General features: G+C 39.3%; 14 protein-coding genes. 5 read left to right on the top strand and 9 right to left on the bottom strand.

The window, feature by feature from the left end; genetic code table 11:
- The 4 genes from ABFX33_RS03840 to ABFX33_RS03825 all read right to left on the bottom strand — a co-directional run bounded on the left by ABFX33_RS03840 (nt 1) and on the right by ABFX33_RS03825 (nt 6,489).
- Complete coding sequence (locus ABFX33_RS03840) at nt 1–3,189, bottom strand: efflux RND transporter permease subunit (protein WP_346084384.1); 3,189 nt, start codon at nt 3,187–3,189, stop codon at nt 1–3.
- A gap of 19 nt (nt 3,190–3,208) precedes the next feature.
- On the bottom strand, nt 3,209–4,405 hold the full coding sequence (locus ABFX33_RS03835; protein ID WP_120258267.1) for an efflux RND transporter periplasmic adaptor subunit: 1,197 nt from the start codon (nt 4,403–4,405) through the stop codon (nt 3,209–3,211).
- Between the two features lie 78 nt (nt 4,406–4,483).
- Entirely contained in the window at nt 4,484–5,083 is a 600-nt protein-coding gene (locus tag ABFX33_RS03830; protein ID WP_120258266.1) for a TetR/AcrR family transcriptional regulator, read from the bottom strand.
- Between the two features lie 104 nt (nt 5,084–5,187).
- Entirely contained in the window at nt 5,188–6,489 is a 1,302-nt protein-coding gene (locus ABFX33_RS03825) for an ATP-binding protein (protein ID WP_346084381.1), read from the bottom strand.
- 774 nt (nt 6,490–7,263) lie between these two features.
- Between ABFX33_RS03825 and ABFX33_RS03820 the strand changes: the two genes are divergently transcribed.
- Together ABFX33_RS03820 and ABFX33_RS03815 are read left to right on the top strand one after the other, a co-directional pair.
- Nucleotides 7,264–9,819, top strand: coding sequence for a BamA/TamA family outer membrane protein (locus ABFX33_RS03820; protein WP_346084379.1), 2,556 nt, complete (start codon nt 7,264–7,266; stop codon nt 9,817–9,819).
- A gap of 43 nt (nt 9,820–9,862) precedes the next feature.
- Complete coding sequence (locus tag ABFX33_RS03815; RefSeq protein ID WP_346084377.1) at nt 9,863–10,708, top strand: response regulator transcription factor; 846 nt, start codon at nt 9,863–9,865, stop codon at nt 10,706–10,708.
- A gap of 48 nt (nt 10,709–10,756) precedes the next feature.
- Here the strand turns inward: ABFX33_RS03815 and ABFX33_RS03810 are convergent, their stop codons facing one another.
- Nucleotides 10,757–11,419, bottom strand: coding sequence for a DUF1349 domain-containing protein (locus ABFX33_RS03810; RefSeq protein ID WP_120258261.1), 663 nt, complete (start codon nt 11,417–11,419; stop codon nt 10,757–10,759).
- 273 nt (nt 11,420–11,692) lie between these two features.
- Here ABFX33_RS03810 and ABFX33_RS03805 point away from each other — a divergent pair, with 273 nt between their 5' ends.
- A complete protein-coding gene (locus ABFX33_RS03805; protein ID WP_346084374.1) occupies nt 11,693–12,289 on the top strand; it encodes a class I SAM-dependent methyltransferase in 597 nt (198 codons plus the stop codon).
- 144 nt (nt 12,290–12,433) lie between these two features.
- Entirely contained in the window at nt 12,434–13,342 is a 909-nt protein-coding gene (locus tag ABFX33_RS03800) for an NAD(P)/FAD-dependent oxidoreductase (RefSeq protein ID WP_346084372.1), read from the top strand.
- A gap of 120 nt (nt 13,343–13,462) precedes the next feature.
- Here the strand turns inward: ABFX33_RS03800 and ABFX33_RS03795 are convergent, their stop codons facing one another.
- The 3 genes from ABFX33_RS03795 to ABFX33_RS03785 form a co-directional block, all read right to left on the bottom strand.
- On the bottom strand, nt 13,463–14,545 hold the full coding sequence (locus ABFX33_RS03795) for a DUF418 domain-containing protein (protein WP_346084370.1): 1,083 nt from the start codon (nt 14,543–14,545) through the stop codon (nt 13,463–13,465).
- A 72-nt stretch (nt 14,546–14,617) separates the two neighbouring features.
- Nucleotides 14,618–15,190, bottom strand: a complete 573-nt coding sequence (locus ABFX33_RS03790; RefSeq protein WP_346084368.1) for a Crp/Fnr family transcriptional regulator — start codon at nt 15,188–15,190, stop codon at nt 14,618–14,620.
- A gap of 33 nt (nt 15,191–15,223) precedes the next feature.
- On the bottom strand, nt 15,224–15,523 hold the full coding sequence (locus tag ABFX33_RS03785; RefSeq protein ID WP_288810578.1) for a winged helix-turn-helix transcriptional regulator: 300 nt from the start codon (nt 15,521–15,523) through the stop codon (nt 15,224–15,226).
- 142 nt (nt 15,524–15,665) lie between these two features.
- Between ABFX33_RS03785 and ABFX33_RS03780 the strand changes: the two genes are divergently transcribed.
- A complete protein-coding gene (locus tag ABFX33_RS03780) occupies nt 15,666–16,265 on the top strand; it encodes a nitroreductase family protein (protein WP_346084366.1) in 600 nt (199 codons plus the stop codon).
- Nucleotides 16,266–16,407: 142 nt separating this feature from the next.
- On the opposite strand, the gene ABFX33_RS03775 is transcribed toward ABFX33_RS03780, so the two are convergent.
- Complete coding sequence (locus ABFX33_RS03775; protein WP_346084365.1) at nt 16,408–17,352, bottom strand: 3',5'-cyclic-nucleotide phosphodiesterase; 945 nt, start codon at nt 17,350–17,352, stop codon at nt 16,408–16,410.
- Between the last annotated feature and the right edge of the window lie 3 nt (nt 17,353–17,355).

Below are 17,355 nucleotides of genomic sequence, written 5' to 3'. Positions count from 1 at the left end.
CTAATTATTTGTATGCACTGGGATTTCCAAAGAAATATGCTCATTCTCCAGTTGTTTTTCTTTTGGCGTACCGCTTACTTTCTCTTGTATAAACTGGAATACGATGAAGAGGATCGGAATGATAAAAAGCCCTAATACAACCCCACTAAGCATTCCGCCTGCCGCTGCAATACTGATCGAGTGATTACCTTGTGCCGAGGGACCCACTGCAGTCATCATAGGAATCATACCTACAATGAAAGCCAAAGATGTCATGATAATAGGTCTCAGACGTAAACGTGCAGCTTTAAGCGCAGCGCTTGGTATCGAAAGTCCCTGTTTTCGACCTTGAATGGCAAATTCAACAATTAAAATAGCGTTCTTCGCCAGTAATCCGATCAACATGACTAAAGCCACCTGAACGTAAATATTATTGGCAGTATCGGTGAGGCTAATTGCTGCAAAGACACCAAATATACCTGTTGGAATAGAGAGTATAACGGCTAATGGGATAATGTAACTCTCATATTGTGCCGCCAGAAGGAAGTAAACGAAGATCAAACAGAGGATAAAAATAAGCGTAGATTGACCTCCAGAGACAATTTCTTCTTTCGTCATACCCGAAAATTCATAGGTAAATCCAGTTGGCAAATGCTGTTTGGCTACTTCTTCCACGGCACGGATTGCATCCCCTGAGCTATAGCCAGGTTTTGGGATTGCATTTATTCCGATCGAATTGAATAGATTGTAACGTGAAGCCGTTTCGGGGCCATAGACACGCTCCAGTTTAACCAATGTATTGATAGGTACCATGTCGCCCAATCTGTTTTTAACAAAGATTCCGTCCATAGAAGTTGGTTCGCTACGATCTTTTGCATCCGCTTGGACCATTACACGATAGTACTTTCCGAATCGATTAAAATCTGACGCTTGTGCACTACCAAAGTAGGCTTGCATAGTCTGTAAGATGCTCTTGGTACTTACACCAAGTTGTTCGGCTTTGATATCATCAACTTGTAGTTCGTACTGCGGATAATCGGCTTTGAAGGTTGTGAAGGCCATCATAATTTCGGGACGCTTCATGAGTTCACCAATAAAACCTTGACCTATTGTACTGAATTTACTAAGTTGTCCACCTGTTCTATCTTGAAGAACCATATCGAGCCCATCGACGTTACTAAATCCAGGAACTGTCGGAAAGGTAAACACGAAGAAGTTGGCACCTTTGATATTTGCTAAGCGTTGGTTTACATCAGCCATAATAGCATTGATGTCTTTGATACCGCCACGTTCTTTATGTGGTTTCAGCAAAATAAATGCTACACCTGCCGATGGACTGGTTGATTGCGTTAAAATATTAAAACCAGCCAAAACGTTTAGCGTCTTGGTGAAGTCAGCATGTTGAAGTTGTTTTTCAGCTTCTGCCAATGCACCCGAAGTACGATCCAAAGAGGCACCCGCAGGCATAGATAATGATACTGCTATAAAACCTTGGTCTTCGGAAGGGATAAATCCAGTCGGGGTACGACGGATCATAAAAACTGTCAACAACAAGGTGATACCTAAACCCGCGAAAGCTACCCATTTGTAACGGATCAGAAAACGTAAGCTGCCTAAATAGTTTTTGGTCAGGCGATCAAAACCAACGTTGAATCCGGTGAAGAAACGTTCTTTGAAATTAAGTTTCTTAGTCTCGTCCTGGTTATGGTGCGTAGGTTTTAAAAATAATGCACAGAGGGCTGGACTTAAAGTCAAGGCATTGATCGCTGAAATTACAATTGCTATGGCCAGTGTAAAGGCAAATTGTCGATAGAAAACTCCCGTCGAACCTTCCATAAAACCAATAGGGAGGAAGACCGCGGACATGACAAGGGTGATAGAGATAATGGCTCCCGTGATCTCACTCATGGCGGAGGTCGTTGCTAATTTGGGCGGGAGATTATTATGCTCCATTTTGGCATGCACGGCCTCGACCACCACGATGGCATCATCCACAACGATACCGATTGCCAGTACAAGCGCAAATAATGTTAATAGATTGATGGAGAAACCAAAAAGCTGCATAAAGAAAAATGTCCCCACAATCGCCACTGGTACAGCAATGGCCGGTATCAGTGTTGATCTAAAATCCTGAAGGAATAGAAAAACAACTAAAAAGACCAGAATAAAAGCTTCGATCAAGGTATGTTTAACTTGATCAATAGACTGATCAAGCGCGTCTTTGGTATTATATAAAACAAGATATTTTACACCCTTTGGAAAGCTTAAGGAAGCTTTCTCCATAAATTCCTGAATAGCAATCTGGATTTCATTGGCATTGGATCCTGCTAATTGCATGACCCCGATATTGAGCCCTGCTTTACCATCAATACGAGTATGACTAGCATAAGTATACGATCCCAATTCAACGCGGGCCACATCTTTAAGCTTTAAGACGGAGCCATCGGTATTTGAGCGGATAATGATATTTTCGTAATCGCTTGGCTGGTTAAGCTTACCTTTATATTTGATGACAAATTCAAAAGCTTCACGGCTGCTTTCTCCAAATTTTCCTGGAGCAGCTTCGACGTTTTTATCTTGAATAGCCCCCATAACCTCCTGCGGAGTTAATTTGTAGGCGGCCATTTGATTTGGATTAAGCCATACGCGCATGGAATAATCTTTACTACCACCGAAAGCCAATGCTTGTCCTACGCCAGGGATACGTTTAAGTTCCGGAATAATATTGATCTGTGCATAGTTGGTGATAAAAGTTTGGTCATATTTACCTTCGTCCTCCGTATATAGATCCAATACCATGATCAAGCTATTTTGTTGTTTGGCAGTTGTAATTCCCGCCTGAACCACCTCGGCAGGGAGTTGGCTGGTGGCCTGTGCCACGCGATTCTGCACATTTACAGCAGCCTGATCAGGATCAGTACCCAGCTTAAAATATACTGTAATCATCAATGATCCATCGTTACTTGCGGTAGAGCTCATATAGCTCATGTTTTCGACACCATTGATGGATTCCTCCAAAGAGGGGGCTACAGCACGAAGTACCGTTTCGGCATTTGCGCCCGGATATAATGCTGTTACCTGTACTGCTGGTGGGGCAATATCTGGGAACTGCTGTAAGGGCAGCTTTAGGATACCGATCACGCCCAATATCACAAGTAATATGGAAATGACGGTGGCAAGTACTGGCCTTTCTATAAATTTCTTAAGCATAAGTCTGTTGTTTATAATATTAATTGATGCTGTCTTTTGATAAAGGTTGTGGTGTTATTTTTTGGCCATCTTGAAGTAAATCAATACCCTTGTAAACAATGCGATCTCCGGCACTGATTCCCTTGCTTACGAGATAGTTTGCGCCACTTTTTCCGATGACGGTGATGGGCTGCTGTACAACTTTATTTTCTTTTCCGACAGTATACACAAAGATCTTGTCCTGCATTTCAAGTGTGGCAAGTTGTGGCACCAATAAAGCCTGATCATATTTCTTTTGGAGTCTGACACGGCCCGTATTTCCATTACGTAAAACCCCTTCAGGATTACTGAATGTCGCACGTAAGGTAATTGCGCCTGTGTTTTTGTCAAACTGACCATCCACCATATCTATTTTTCCTTTTTGATCATAGATTGTCTGATCGGAAAGTACCAAACTGATGGGAGGGAGGTTATTCAATTTTTGTTGAAGATTACTGCCTTCTGTATTATTTTTGAAAGCGATAAAGTCATTTTCTCCCAATGAGAAATAGACGTGAAGATCTCTGACATTTGACAGTGCAGTTAAAGGTTGCGGATCAGCTGGCCCCACTAAACTTCCCTGTTTTCGTTGTAGCCTTCCAATATACCCCTCCGCCGAAGCACGGATCAGCGTATAACCAACATTGATTTTAGCCGTTTCTACAGCAGATACTGCTAATTGAACATTTGCTTTAGCAGCATTACGTGCACTGATCGCTGTCTTTAACTGAAAGTCAGTCAATACTTTGGTATTGACTAATTTTGTTTTTTTCTCAACTTCCAGTTCGGCGTTTTCCAACGCAGCTTTTGCAGCTAATAAATTAGCTTTGGCCTGATTCAATTGCTCTTGGAATGGCCGGTCATTAATTTTAAAAAGCGCCTGTCCTTTACTGACTTTCGCACCCTCATCGACAAAGATCTGTTCCAAAATCCCCTCAACCTGAGGTCTGATCTCGATATTTGCCGAAGCTTCTATTGTTGCTGGATATTCCTGATAGATTGTCTCATTACCATTTTCGATAGCAACAACAGGTAGGCTAACAGGAGGAGGATCAATAGGTTTGCTGGTTCCTGTTGAACAGCTGTATAAAAAGATTGCACTAAGCACATATGCGGTCTTTACGATATTAATTCGTTTAACACTGTTAAGTGCAGGAATGTAAATCTTCTTAAGACTTGGTGATACATTTGTTTTCATGTGATATTAAAAATTGAAGTTGTGGTGTATTTAACGGTGTTAGATTTTTTAACGTTGTATTTTCTGGTGTAAAAAAATTTAGTCAGTAAGCGAGCGGGTGATACCGTAGATCGCATCTTTTAGAACCTCTTGGTTGGTATTTTCACCATTACCTTGGTTAACCAAGTTGATTGATATTAGCCCATGTATAATTGACCAGTATGTAAAATATTTTCTACAGATCAAATCTTCTGATGGATTTTTATCCTTCATGATCTCACGAATCACGTCACTGATCATTCTACCATGAGATTCCGCACACTTATAAGTCTTTTCAAATCCACAGCAGGCTGTTCCAACGCCGAACATGAGTTGGTACAATTCGCGCTCCTCGAATGCAAAATCCCAATAACTGAACCACATCGCTTCCAATTGTTTCTCCAGGTCGGTTTGAGTTGATTTGGCTTGTCTGACTTTTTTGGCAAGTAAGAGATATCCCTGGTTAGCGAGTTCATTTAAAATTGCATCTTTATTTGCGAAATACTCATAAATCATGGGTGCAGTATATTCAATGATATCCGCAATTTTACGCATGCTCAATGCCTGCCATCCTTCTTCTTTCACGATTTGAAGAGCGGCGTCGAGAATATTAGTTCTATTCTCATCTTTGATACGTTGTATGCGTTCTTTACTACCCATGCTTTAATGCATAAATGATTTAACAGTGTTAAGCAAAATTCAAACTTTTTATTTTATTTAATGACATATAAAAGTCATTAAATAAAAATACCTCCCAAATGCGCTTAAATGGCTCCTTTATCGAGATTATCGGGAAGTATTAGGATCTGTTTTATTCGGCTTCTCTCTTTGTCAGACAATGGAATTGCCTTTTCGAGTATGGGTAGGATCTCTGCACTTTTCTCTGTTTGTAGTAGGAGATCCAGGAAACCTAAATAGGTACGGATCAGGTCGGTTTTGACTCCAAAGAAGATGCGCGGATCTATGATATAGATTTCCTGAACCAATGCGAGCAATGTTTCTTTTCTTTTCCTGTCTTTTTCTGTTTGGTCATAATGGGGCAGAAATCCTTTCTTTTCCAATTCAGCGAGCTTGACAGCAACAGCGTTTTCACGAACGTATTTTTTCTGCTTACGATCCAGAAAATCGCGCAATTCAGCAAGCAAATTTCGGTAGACAACTTGTTTTTCTTTGCCCGTGAAGAGATTTACGTCTGTAGAGACGCTGATATCTTCCTGTTCAAAAGTGTCAAAAAAGTTGGATGTTACATAGACCGAGTGATGGAAATCTATTGCATTATTGTTAAAGCTACTGAGTACTTTTGCCACTTCTCTTTTTTCGCTATTGCGCAAATAATAGTAATAGCGGTCTCCGATTTGTTGGTTCCAACGAATGTAATTGACCTGAAAAGTATAGGAGGAATCACCTTCAGGACTATATAAAGTCCAAGATAGAAGATCCGTTTCTTGAATCAGATGATCATATCTCAGCGGCGCTCCATTAATTCTTATGGTATGGCCTAAATCGCGGTTAAGGTAAAGAAACCAGCCAAATTCCTGCGCCATGAAATCTATAAATTCTTGGGATTCTAAATGGGACGAATTTAGCCCGAAAACGCCCTCCAATCTTACTCGGGTACCTGTCTGTTGATTTTCTACCAGGGTACTTTCGCTAACGTCATATTGTTCTTTGCTGTCCCTATCGATCTGGATGCGGTATGTTTTTAACTCTCCTTCTTCTTTTACAATGGTATTCCAGATCGCTCTTGTCGCAAACAATGAAAAAGAAAATCTACCTTTTCCTTTCTTTCCTCTTGTATAGGAACTTCGCTTGATACTATTTTTCTTTACTGAATCGAGAAAATTACCAAATGAATAGGGTAGTGTATCGAAAACGATCCCCTCTCCATTATCGCTGATGCTAATACTGTTTATATAACCGAGTTCGTTGCTATCAATTGCAATATCGACTTCGGTCGCTTTTGCGTCAAAGCCGTTCCATATATATTCAGCAATGACCAGTTTTGGATCTTTAGGTAAACCAGCGGATTCTATACTTAGGTTGGTTATCTGCGTGTTTTTTTTCATGGTGATAGCAATTCTTGTAATTAAAATTTAAGGTGTTAAAAATAACAGGTTTCACAAATAGATTGTCTACTTCGTGTTCGCTCTTTTATTTCTGAACTTTTTTATAAAATAAGTGAATGCATAAGAGATTCCAAAATAGATAATAAGGTTCAGAAGAAGATATATGCCGTTGAAATATGTTCTGTCCGGTGGTTCTGGGTAACGCTTTCCTCCCAGATACCGATAAAAAGGAAAGGGGAAACCAAGCACATCGTTACCATCCGAGGGACTGTCAAATCTCGAAAATAGGATGGTTATGATGACTGTTAAAACAAAAAAAATGAGCCAAGTTGCCCTGGAAAACTTTGGAAACATACGCATAAAGACGATTGTAGTTATAGATAAAAATACAATATCTTATGAATATTTAACGCATGTACTTATCAACAGGTTTCCATCTATCTTCTTTGAAGCGGTAGCCAACTGAATAAGGATTGTTTGTGCCACAAGCTACACACTGGTCAAAAGCGAATGATTGACGTTATTTACGTGTGATATCACAATGTGATGAGGATCGAAACTTATCAATTTTATGAAAATATAAGGTTTAAACTAAAAAAGGGACAGAAAGTTTTTGATTCCATGCTTTAAAATATGAACTTTAGCCTGGATAGACAGTTAGTACTTTGATTATTTATGACAGGTGACTATTGATCTATTCGCTTAATGCGGAAAGAGAATCTGCATATGCTATTAATTTGAATGTTGATTCTCCCGAAGACCGACTTAGATAAAATGAGAAGAATCCTTACTTTAATCGCTTGCTGTTGTGCGTTAAATTCGCAGGGCCAACAAGTTGACAGTATTACATCTGTTATTGCACCTGAATATGACCGAGTGGGCTTGGTTCATCGTTTCTGGTTGGGCGATAGCTACCGTAAATTATATAATACGCCTGTAAAAATGCGTGTTATGGATCTTCAAACAGAAAAAGGGGGGCTTCATATCATAAAACTGGGCGGGGGGATGCAGACCCAATCACTTCGGATGGCCGATTCTTCTGGCAGAGAATGGGTGCTCAGGTCTATACAGAAATACCCGGAACGCAGTCTTCCGGAAAGTCTTCGAAAAACATTTGCAAAAGATATCGTTCAGGATCAAATATCGATACATCATCCATTTGGTGCTTTGACCGTTCCGCCATTTAATAAGGCTTTAGGTATTCCACATGCATCTCCAGAACTCGTTTTTGTTGGTGATGATCCTGGATTTGGCGAGTATCGCGAGGTCTTTAAAAATAGGCCTTATATGTTTGAGGCACGTACACCCTTTGAAGACCAAAAAACAGATAATAGTGCAAAAGTTATCCGAAAGGTACTGGAAGATAATGATACACAGATTGATCAAAAACTAACTTTACGGTCACGATTACTCGATTTTACGTTAGGGGATTGGGACCGTCATCAAGATAATTGGCGATGGGATCCCGAAAAAGAGAAGGGCAAGAAGATTTATACCCCTGTACCACGTGATCGGGATAAGGTTTATTATAAAACTTCGGGTCTGTTTCCGACTTTACTTTCCTATCAATGGTTAAAAGCCCACTTACAAGCATTTAGCCCACATATCCGTAATGTGGCCCATTGGAATTTTAACGCGCGTCATTTTGATCACTTTTTTCTTACCCATCTCACAGAAGACGAATGGATCGATGAAATAAAATTTGTTCAGAAAACACTTACCGATTCGCTGATTCATCAGGCTATGCTTACTATGCCTGATACTATTGTAAAATTAAGCGCGAATGAGCTGGAAACAAATATTCGATCCAGAAGGGACGATCTCATGGAGAGTGGGTTAACCTATTACCGTTTTCTTGCCCGTGTTGTTGATTTGCCCTTATCTGCCAAATCTGAATTCGTTGATATCGATTACAATAAAGACGGTTCTGTATCGGTCAATATACACAATAAGAAAAAGGATGGTACTGAAGGTCGAAAGCTTATAAAACGTACTTTTTTACCCAATCAAACCGAGGAAATCAGAATCTATGGGATTTCAGGCTCGGATGAATATAAAATCCATGGATCGGGCCGATCTCCTATCAAACTTCGTTTAATAGGTGGAAAAGGTGAAGATCTATATCGTACTTCTGATAAATTTGACAATGGACGTAAGGTTTATATTTATGATTCTAAAAATCAACAGGCTTCCAACATTCAGGTTGATAAAAATGTGCGACTAAAATTGAGCGCAGATACTGCTATTCACCAATTTGAGTACGATAGTTTTGTATACGATCGTAAAGGAGTCGTAGTCAATCTGGACTATGGTGTTGACCGCGGTCTGATTTTCGGACTAGGATACCTGGTAGAAAATCAAGGGTTTCGGAAGAAACCCTATGCTTATCGGCACCAATTTATGGCCAGTTATTTAACAGGACGCGAATCATTTATGTTTGATTACAAAGGCCACTTTAAGAAACTGATTGCAGATCAGGATCTTTCTATTCACCTTTCATCACTTGGCCCTAGAAATCTGAGCAATTTTTTTGGTTATGGAAACAACACCTTGTTTGAAAAATCGGATTCAAGGAGTATTTCTTACTATCGAAATAGATTTGATATTGTAAGTGGCGACATTTTTCTGGAAAAGTATCTAGATCCTAAACTGAAAATATTTTATGGTTCATCTTCTGAGTATTACAACAGTAAAGAGGCTAATAATATTGGAAAATACTTTGAGGAGTTTAATACTAAGTTTCCTTCTGAACCTATTTATGGGAGCAATTTTTTTACAGGAATTACTGGAGGAATAGATTATGATACACGTGATAACGCTGCAAATCCAAAATCAGGTATGCATATCTATACCAGAGTAGGGTGGAATGCTGAAATCGGCGGCGAGAAACGGAAATATACAAAACTACATCATGCGATGAGTTTTTATAAAACAATTGCCAATGACTACATCACATTTGCGAATAGGACGGGGGTAGATGCTGTTTGGGGAGATCCATATTTTTATCAGCACGCACAGATCGGGGGTGAGATGAGTCTGCGTGGATATAATTCAAGACGCTTTACAGGGAAAACAGCTGTATATAATAATTTTGACATGCGATTGAAACTGTTCAGTTATTCATCTTATCTCGTTCCAGGAACTGTAGGAGCGATTGGTTTTTACGATGTTGGGCGGGTTTGGATGACAGCGGAAAGTTCAGATACATGGCATATGGGCTATGGTGGAGGAATTTATTTTATGCCGGGAGAGCTTCTTACGATTCAAGGAGTGCTGGGTTTTAGCAAAGAGGCGACTTTGCCTTATATTCGGATCGGCCTTTCTTTTTAAGCGTAAATGTTTGCCTAACAAGAGCGTAGCGAAAAGTCCGTTCATGTTGTATATAAATGAAAAATGGTCCGGGGATGTCCATGAACTTGTGAAATATTTAACTATGGGATCGGATTTAAAAAAGACACTAAATAAAAATCTTGCTGGTAAAGGACTGCGAAATACAAGTGTAGACCTATCTGTCTTGAAATACTATAAGCAATATGCCAAAACATATGCCGACATTCATAACGGCATTGTGGTATTGAGTGATCTGACAGCCAATTGGAGTTTTACTTTTATGGGCGAAATTGCTGAACGTTTACATTTGAGTTCGTCCAAAAGAAAATTGGAGATCAACAGTATATGGGAGGATTTTCTCCTAGAGCGCGTACACCCTGAAGATCTAGCTGTAAAACATGCACTTGAACTGCAGTTTCTTGAACTGGTCAAGAAAACCGAACCGAAAGAGCGTTTTCGATATCAGGCAAATAGTGTACTCCGTGTAGAAGGAAAAGATGGACGAATTATGTTGATGTCGCATCAGATTATCTATTTGGATACCCCCGGTCAAGAATTTCCGCAACTGGCATTATGCTGCTATACATTAATGCCGGATCGGGAAAATCGTCAAAGTCAGAAAAATTATATTTTTAATCAGGTCAGCGGAGAAGTTTTTCCACTTGACAAAGAGGAGATGAAGGATGTCATGAGTGTGCGGGAGAGGGAGGTTTTGCGCTGTATTAGAGCAGGTATGAGCAGTAAAGATATTGCCGAGAAGCTAACTTTGAGCGTTAATACCGTCAATCGACACCGACAGAATATTCTGCAAAAACTGCGGGTGCGCAATTCGCATGAAGCAATCAGTATATATAATAAAATGTATAATCAAGATGATACTTCGCTATAGTAAGAAGTCTGTCAAAAGAGTAGCTTTTGACAGACCTGACTAAGCTGCTCAATTGGAATTATTTTCTTTTAACCATTTGGTTCTACGCTGGTCAGGAAGATGCTTGATCCCAAAGTGTTCAAACTTAGCCTGGAAGCCATCACCATCCGGGGATGCACCCATCAAACCAACCATGACAGGATGATTATCTTGTAACCAGGCATTTCTCATCATCACATACTCCTTGTCATCAAAAGAATAAAAGAATTCTACAGCATCTAATCTTCGAATTGCTTTTATCCATATAAAAGGGATTTCTTTATCTATTGGTACGATGCTCCAGTCGCTGGTTCGATGCGTGACGACAGTACTCAGGTTGTACTTGCCATCGACAAATTCTATTCCCGCTTTTATATAATTTTCATGATCTATACGCAGCATGATACCTGCTTGATCAAAACGATTTTTATACTTGGCCGAAATTTTGACCTTCACTTCAAATTCACCCCCTCTCTCCGTGTAGAAAAAGGGTGCATCATCTACGGTAAATCCATAATGTGATATTCGCCAGTAGTCGCTCTTGGGTGTGACAAACATGGAAAGGGAGTTGTTACTGACTGTCCATTCCGTAGGTTCGTTAAACCAGGTCATTTTGTCCAATTGTTGTGCGGCGGCCTGTGTGGCGAAGAAAGGAAGCAATGAAGCCGCAAAAAGTGTCTTTATTTTTTTCATTCTATTCTTTTTAGCAAGAGGTGTATTTCTTTTGTCTAAAGGCAAAGATATCGTCGGCACACTGTCTTTTTCAATACTGATAAATAACCATTATGTGAATAGCAGTCTTTAAATGTAATTTATTTGCAATTTAATTGCATTTAAAACTGTTGCTACATAGTTGCAATAATAAAATAACTTACCTTCGTCCTATCATTATTGAAATTAAAGAGTCTATCGGAAGCAGAATTCAATCAAAAATAGACCGTATACTTAATGTAAAAACCTACAGATATGGAGTTTTGGGAACGTAATTTTATAGAAAAGGGGGAGATGTGGGGAGGCAGTCCTGCTCATTCAGCGCTTCTAGCGAAAGATCTCTTTATAGCAGAAAATATCAAGGAAATCCTTATTCCGGGCTTTGGCTATGGGCGAAATGGTCATATATTTCTTGATCATGGAATAGCTGTTACCGGAATTGAGTTGTCCAATACAGCAATTGAAATCGCCCGAAAATATGTTGGAAGTCAGACGATCATACATCATGGTTCGGTCGTAGATATGCCATTTGATACCAAAAAATATGGTGGTATATTTTGTTACGCACTTATCCATCTTTTAGGAACTGAGGAACGGACGAAATTTATACGTGACTGTTACGAGCAGCTATCCGACGATGGTTACATGATCTTTACGACTGTGTCAAAACAGGCAAGTATTTATAGGCAGGGGACTGCCATAGGCACAGATCGTTTTGAAATGTTTGGAGGTGTTAGCATGTTCTTTTATGACTTGGAATCTATTCGTTCGGAGTTCGAAAAATATGGGTTGATTGAAATCAAGGAAGTAGAAGAGAATTATCCTTTTTATTTGATCATTTGTAAAAAATAGAATAAACAAGACAATCATAGATGAAACTATTCTGATTTATTTAATTCACCTGTTGGAGTGAATACGTTCGGGAGACGAAAACCTCTTACTTACAGGTCCATAAATCTGCCAGTATTATCAGCATTTAAAATCAAATTTATAAAGATGAAAGACGATAAAAATTTTGATGTCATCATTATTGGAGGAAGTTATGCCGGACTTTCGGCTGCAATGGCACTGGGGCGATCACTACGTCAGGTGCTTATTATTGATAGTGGTCTACCATGTAATAGACAGACACCGCATTCGCATAATTTTATAACTCATGATGGCGAAAAACCATCGGTTATTGCTAAAAAAGCGAAAGAGCAGGTATTAAATTATCCAACAGTAAGATTCCATAAAGGACTTGCTGTAAGTGGAAAGAAAACAAGCAATGGCTTTGAAATCAATACTGAAAATGGTGAACTATTTAGCGCAAAAAAGTTGATTTTTGCGACTGGGGTAGAAGATATCATGCCGGGTATCCAGGGTTTTTCGGCCTGTTGGGGGATTTCAGTTATCCATTGTCCATACTGCCATGGATATGAATTCAGAGGCAAGAAAACAGCAATTATGGCTAACGGTGAACGGGCTTTACATTTGGCATCTTTAGTCAACAACCTCTCCACCGATCTGACAATATTGACTTCTGGAGAAGCAAATTTCAGTGCGGAGCAGGCTGCAAAATTGAAGAAGCACGGTGTAACTGTCATAGATGAACCGGTTAGTAAAATCCAGCACAAGAATGGCTGGGTGGAAAAAGTGATTTTCAAGGACAACAAAGCAATAGCATTTGATGCCGTATATGCAGCAATCCCTTTTAGGCAGCATTCAAGTATTCCTGTTGAGTTGGGCTGTGACTTGACTGAACAAGGGCATATTGTCGTTGACAATTTTCAGAAAACAACTATTAAAGGGGTTTTTGCATGCGGCGATAATACGAGTATGATGCGATCCGTTTCCAATGCTGTAGCAGCGGGCAATTTAGCGGGAGCAATGGTCAATAAAGAATTAGTTGAAGAAAACTTCTAATATAAACTTGCAAGATCGTAGCCAGCCACAACAAATTTAATCTCAACTTCATTCGGAAGCGATCTGAGATGAACGCTTCCGAATGAAGAACTTTTTAAGAGCCATTGTGCTTAGCCCAACTTAAGCAGACATTTTTCTCAGTAGAAGTTCGAACGGACCATGTTTAAATCTTTTGGCCCAAAGTTTACTGAAATAGTAACTGCATGCAAAATAGAGAAGCGAAATAATAAATATGAGCATCGGGGATAGTGACTTGGATGGATTGATCTTGGCAAAGTATCCCTGATTTATCATACATGAGAAGAAAACTAACCCGATTGTTAGATGGGAAATATAATGTGTTAATGTCATTTGTCCCGTTTTGGCCAAATCGTTTGCAAATTTGTGATGTGCAATAAATTTGCTGATATACATGAACGAAGCAATTAACATTAATCCAAATCCTATTGTACTGATTAAAAAGGGTAGAAAAGGGGGGAGATAATCTGCATTCAGAAAAAAATCAATCTCAGGAGTTATCAGATTTTTGGGAATACATTGCAATAGTTGGATCAATAAGTACATGACTAGTCCGACAGCAAATGTTTTCCTCTGTATACTTAAATTCGTCCAGTCTAGTTTTGCCAGGTACATTCCGGTAATAAAATAACTCATCCAAGGGAAAACAGCATTCCAGCCATTAAAGAAAGAGTTTCGTATAAAACCAGCTAAAGTCCACATATCTTTATATTCCAGTGTGTCAAAATTCCATCCTGTTTCATAGGGAATCCAAAGAAGTAGCAGGTGGAAGACGAGGGCAAAGATAATTGCGCCGTAGATATATTGTTTTTTATCGCGGAAAAGGAAAAAGGAGGCAATGAACATATAAAACCCGTAAAAATGTAGAATATCCGCTGGCCACCAGATCGCGAGTACTAATCCCAAAACAAATAAAAATCCGGCCCGTTTAAGTACAATATATTTCTGGTTTAGCTGCTCTTCAGCGGTGCCAAATGCCTGTTTTTTTGTCATCAGGGTTAATCCCATACCTGCTAACATAACAAATATAGTGCTTGAGTTACCGCTAAAGAGGGAGAGGAATTGTCCCTGCCAACTGGTATCGTTGTGGTCTGCAAACACCATGTTAAAATTTACGATATACATCCCAAAGATTGCATACGCTCTTAGTAAGTCAAATCCTATAAATCTCGTTTTTTCTGCCATGACAATTGTTTTCAAAATGTTATGCAAATTTTGAAAGATGTGTTAACATGGCATTTGACTTAAGTCAAATAATCAGTATTTGATTTTTGCGCGGATTCTGCTTAAGGTTTCTAATGAAATGCCAAGGTAAGATGCGATATAGGTAAGGGGAACCTGTTGTACAATATTGGGTTGATCTCTCAGGAGCTGTGAATAACGCGTGGAAGCATCAAGTGTATGAAAATCAAAAAGTCTTTTTTCCAGCCACATGGTGTAATACTCAGTCATCAGGAGATCGAGCTCCATTAAAGCCGAAAATTGACCTTTTATACGCTGGAAAGAGCTGTTATCAATTGATGATACCCTAACATCTGTGACCGCTTGTATAAACTCTTGGCTGGGCTGTTGGGTTACATAACTGCTAAACGCAACGGCGAGGTCATTCTCAAAGAGCAGTTCAGTCGTTAGCTCTTTGTTCTCGTTCAAATAAAATTTTCTTGCGATACCGGATTCGATCCAAAAGCTATATCGGCAGACCTCACCCTGATAGAGTAGAAAATCACCCTTTTTATAGGTTTTTATTTTTGAGACAGCCTCGAGTGCACTGAGGGTGTCCCCGTCGAGCTGTTCTATAATGCTGTTGATCTTAAGGAGATGTTCATTCATAGGTTACTGATAAGCATAGCCACGACCTGGATTCTATTTAACCTGTTGAACGGCTCCGGTTCTACTTGCCGTTTCTCTGCCCCATAGTGCAATAGATTCCAATAGAGGGATAAGTGTCCTGCCAAATTCCGTAAGTTCATAATCGACCTTTAAAGGCGCTTTGTCCGTGTGTACTGTCCGAGTGACCAAGCCGTCTGCTTCCAGCTCTTTCAGCTGTAGGCTCAATGTACGTTCGGTAATCATTGGACATTCTTTTCTCAGTTCATTATAACGTTTTTTTTCAATTAAATGAATGAGGATGACTGCTTTCCATTTTCCGCCTATGTATTTCATTGTCAGGCTGGTACTGCATGGGTATTGTTTGTTGTCTATCAAATACATCTGTTACTATCAACTTTGACCGTTATTGCAAATATATAGCACTATATTTAAGTTTGCAACTATAAAAAATATAGTTAATTTAAAATTATATGTTATGGCATTTATAGAAACAGCAAAACAACGTTATACAACAAAAAAGTATAATTCAACAGAAAGAATTTCAGCGGACAAGATTGCTGAGCTAAAAGAAATACTTCGCCTGAGTCCATCATCTATCAATAGTCAACCCTGGAAGTTTTTCTTTATTTCAGATGGAGAGACAAAAACAAAATTAGCAGAAGCATCCTATTGGAATGCAGAGAAAATTAATGAGGCAAGTCATCTGGTCGTCTTTAGTGCTCTTAACGATGTGCACCGATTCGAGGAGCAGATCAACAGCACGCTTCCCGAGGGATCGATAAATTATTACCATCGATTTTTAAAATCACAGGGGGAACAACATGTGCAATCCTGGATGAAACAGCAGGTGTATCTTTCTTTGGGATTTTTTCTTGCTGCCTGTGCGTCAAATAATATTGATGCAACACCAATGGAGGGAATTGAAAATGATCGTTATGATCAAATCTTGGGGCTCGAGCAATACCATACATTATTTGCCGTCGCCATTGGCTATCGGAATGTGGAGGATTCAAATCAACCTAGCATAACAGCCAAATCACGTTTGAATATGGCGGATATTATTCAGGCAATATAGTTCTCTTAATAGCAATAGGGACGGCCAAAAAACTCGGTCATCCCTATTGTTCTTTAATTTTGTTCGTAACCTCAATCGTCTTCTTTCAGCAATTCAATTTCAGTAGAATCGCACTTTTGCGAGATCTTGTTGCCGGATATGGTTAAGGTAGACTAATCTTCTTTCCTTGCTCAGGAAAAATATAATTTACTTTTAAAGGATTGTTTTTTAAGAGCTCCTTTTTGATGATTTCTGGATTATCTCTTGTTGGTTTTCGGTGGGTGACCACGATGTTTAATCCTTTTAAATCATTTTGCCCGATCTTATCTTTTAGTTTGTTTAACTCCTCCAATAACAGATTAGGGGTAAGGTGACCGAACAGCAGGTTTTCGGCTTGGCTATTGGGAAAAGACACCTCAATTAATATCGTGTTTAATTGACCTTTTTTGATCAATGGCGCAATATTTTTCCAAAGATTGTCAAGTCGGTCAGCCTTTTCAACTCGGTCGGCACCTGTATCTCCGAGATAGAGTAGATAATGATCATGATGGCGCACCAGCACAGCACTGCTTTTATATGGATTTACATGGCTTAATTCGTATGCCGTCAGGAAGAAAGGGGTATTTTGTGCCGCAAGTTCTATTCCTTCTTGCAATTCACTGTAATGATATTTTCCAAGAATTGGTTTTTGACCCTGATCAGCAAAATTAATCCAGGTATCGTTTATAAAATAGTGGTTTTGCAAAATTTGAAGTACAGGAGCAAGGGCAAAAATATTCTTTTTGCTATCTGCCGGAGAATTGATAATCAGACCCGATAGATGATCTAAATGACCATGAGAAATAAAATACCCTTTTATTTGATTGTGTAGTATCGTTTCTTCTGTTCCATGGAGACTTTTTAGCTGAATGGCTTTTCGTATCCCGGTATTTATTGTACCGGCATCAAGACAGAGAAATGCGGTGTCCTTTGGTGTCCCAACCAGGTAGGCCGATAGATTATCCTCTTGCTCACCACCATATATACCTAAAGGGATTAATTCGAAATGTTGCGCTTGGGAGGAAATACATACAAAGAGTGCAACAAAAGAAAGTAATATTTTTTTCATACC

It is taken from the genome of Sphingobacterium ginsenosidimutans (genome assembly GCF_039536865.1).
GTDB classification, from domain to species: domain Bacteria; phylum Bacteroidota; class Bacteroidia; order Sphingobacteriales; family Sphingobacteriaceae; genus Sphingobacterium; species Sphingobacterium detergens.
The sequence above is the reverse complement of the archived record's forward strand: the minus strand, read 5'-3'. Positions and strand labels throughout refer to the sequence as shown.

Bases quoted from the DNA above. Each gene is read 5' to 3' on its own strand.
- ABFX33_RS03840 (WP_346084384.1), bottom strand. From the start codon at position 3,189: ATGCTTAAGAAATTTATAGAAAGGCCAGTACTTGCCACCGTCATTTCC.
- ABFX33_RS03835 (WP_120258267.1), bottom strand. From the start codon at position 4,405: ATGAAAACAAATGTATCACCAAGTCTTAAGAAGATTTACATTCCTGCA.
- ABFX33_RS03830 (WP_120258266.1), bottom strand. From the start codon at position 5,083: ATGGGTAGTAAAGAACGCATACAACGTATCAAAGATGAGAATAGAACT.
- ABFX33_RS03825 (WP_346084381.1), bottom strand. From the start codon at position 6,489: ATGAAAAAAAACACGCAGATAACCAACCTAAGTATAGAATCCGCTGGT.
- ABFX33_RS03820 (WP_346084379.1), top strand. From the start codon at position 7,264: ATGAGAAGAATCCTTACTTTAATCGCTTGCTGTTGTGCGTTAAATTCG.
- ABFX33_RS03815 (WP_346084377.1), top strand. From the start codon at position 9,863: ATGTTGTATATAAATGAAAAATGGTCCGGGGATGTCCATGAACTTGTG.
- ABFX33_RS03810 (WP_120258261.1), bottom strand. From the start codon at position 11,419: ATGAAAAAAATAAAGACACTTTTTGCGGCTTCATTGCTTCCTTTCTTC.
- ABFX33_RS03805 (WP_346084374.1), top strand. From the start codon at position 11,693: ATGGAGTTTTGGGAACGTAATTTTATAGAAAAGGGGGAGATGTGGGGA.
- ABFX33_RS03800 (WP_346084372.1), top strand. From the start codon at position 12,434: ATGAAAGACGATAAAAATTTTGATGTCATCATTATTGGAGGAAGTTAT.
- ABFX33_RS03795 (WP_346084370.1), bottom strand. From the start codon at position 14,545: ATGGCAGAAAAAACGAGATTTATAGGATTTGACTTACTAAGAGCGTAT.
- ABFX33_RS03790 (WP_346084368.1), bottom strand. From the start codon at position 15,190: ATGAATGAACATCTCCTTAAGATCAACAGCATTATAGAACAGCTCGAC.
- ABFX33_RS03785 (WP_288810578.1), bottom strand. From the start codon at position 15,523: ATGAAATACATAGGCGGAAAATGGAAAGCAGTCATCCTCATTCATTTA.
- ABFX33_RS03780 (WP_346084366.1), top strand. From the start codon at position 15,666: ATGGCATTTATAGAAACAGCAAAACAACGTTATACAACAAAAAAGTAT.
- ABFX33_RS03775 (WP_346084365.1), bottom strand. From the start codon at position 17,352: ATGAAAAAAATATTACTTTCTTTTGTTGCACTCTTTGTATGTATTTCC.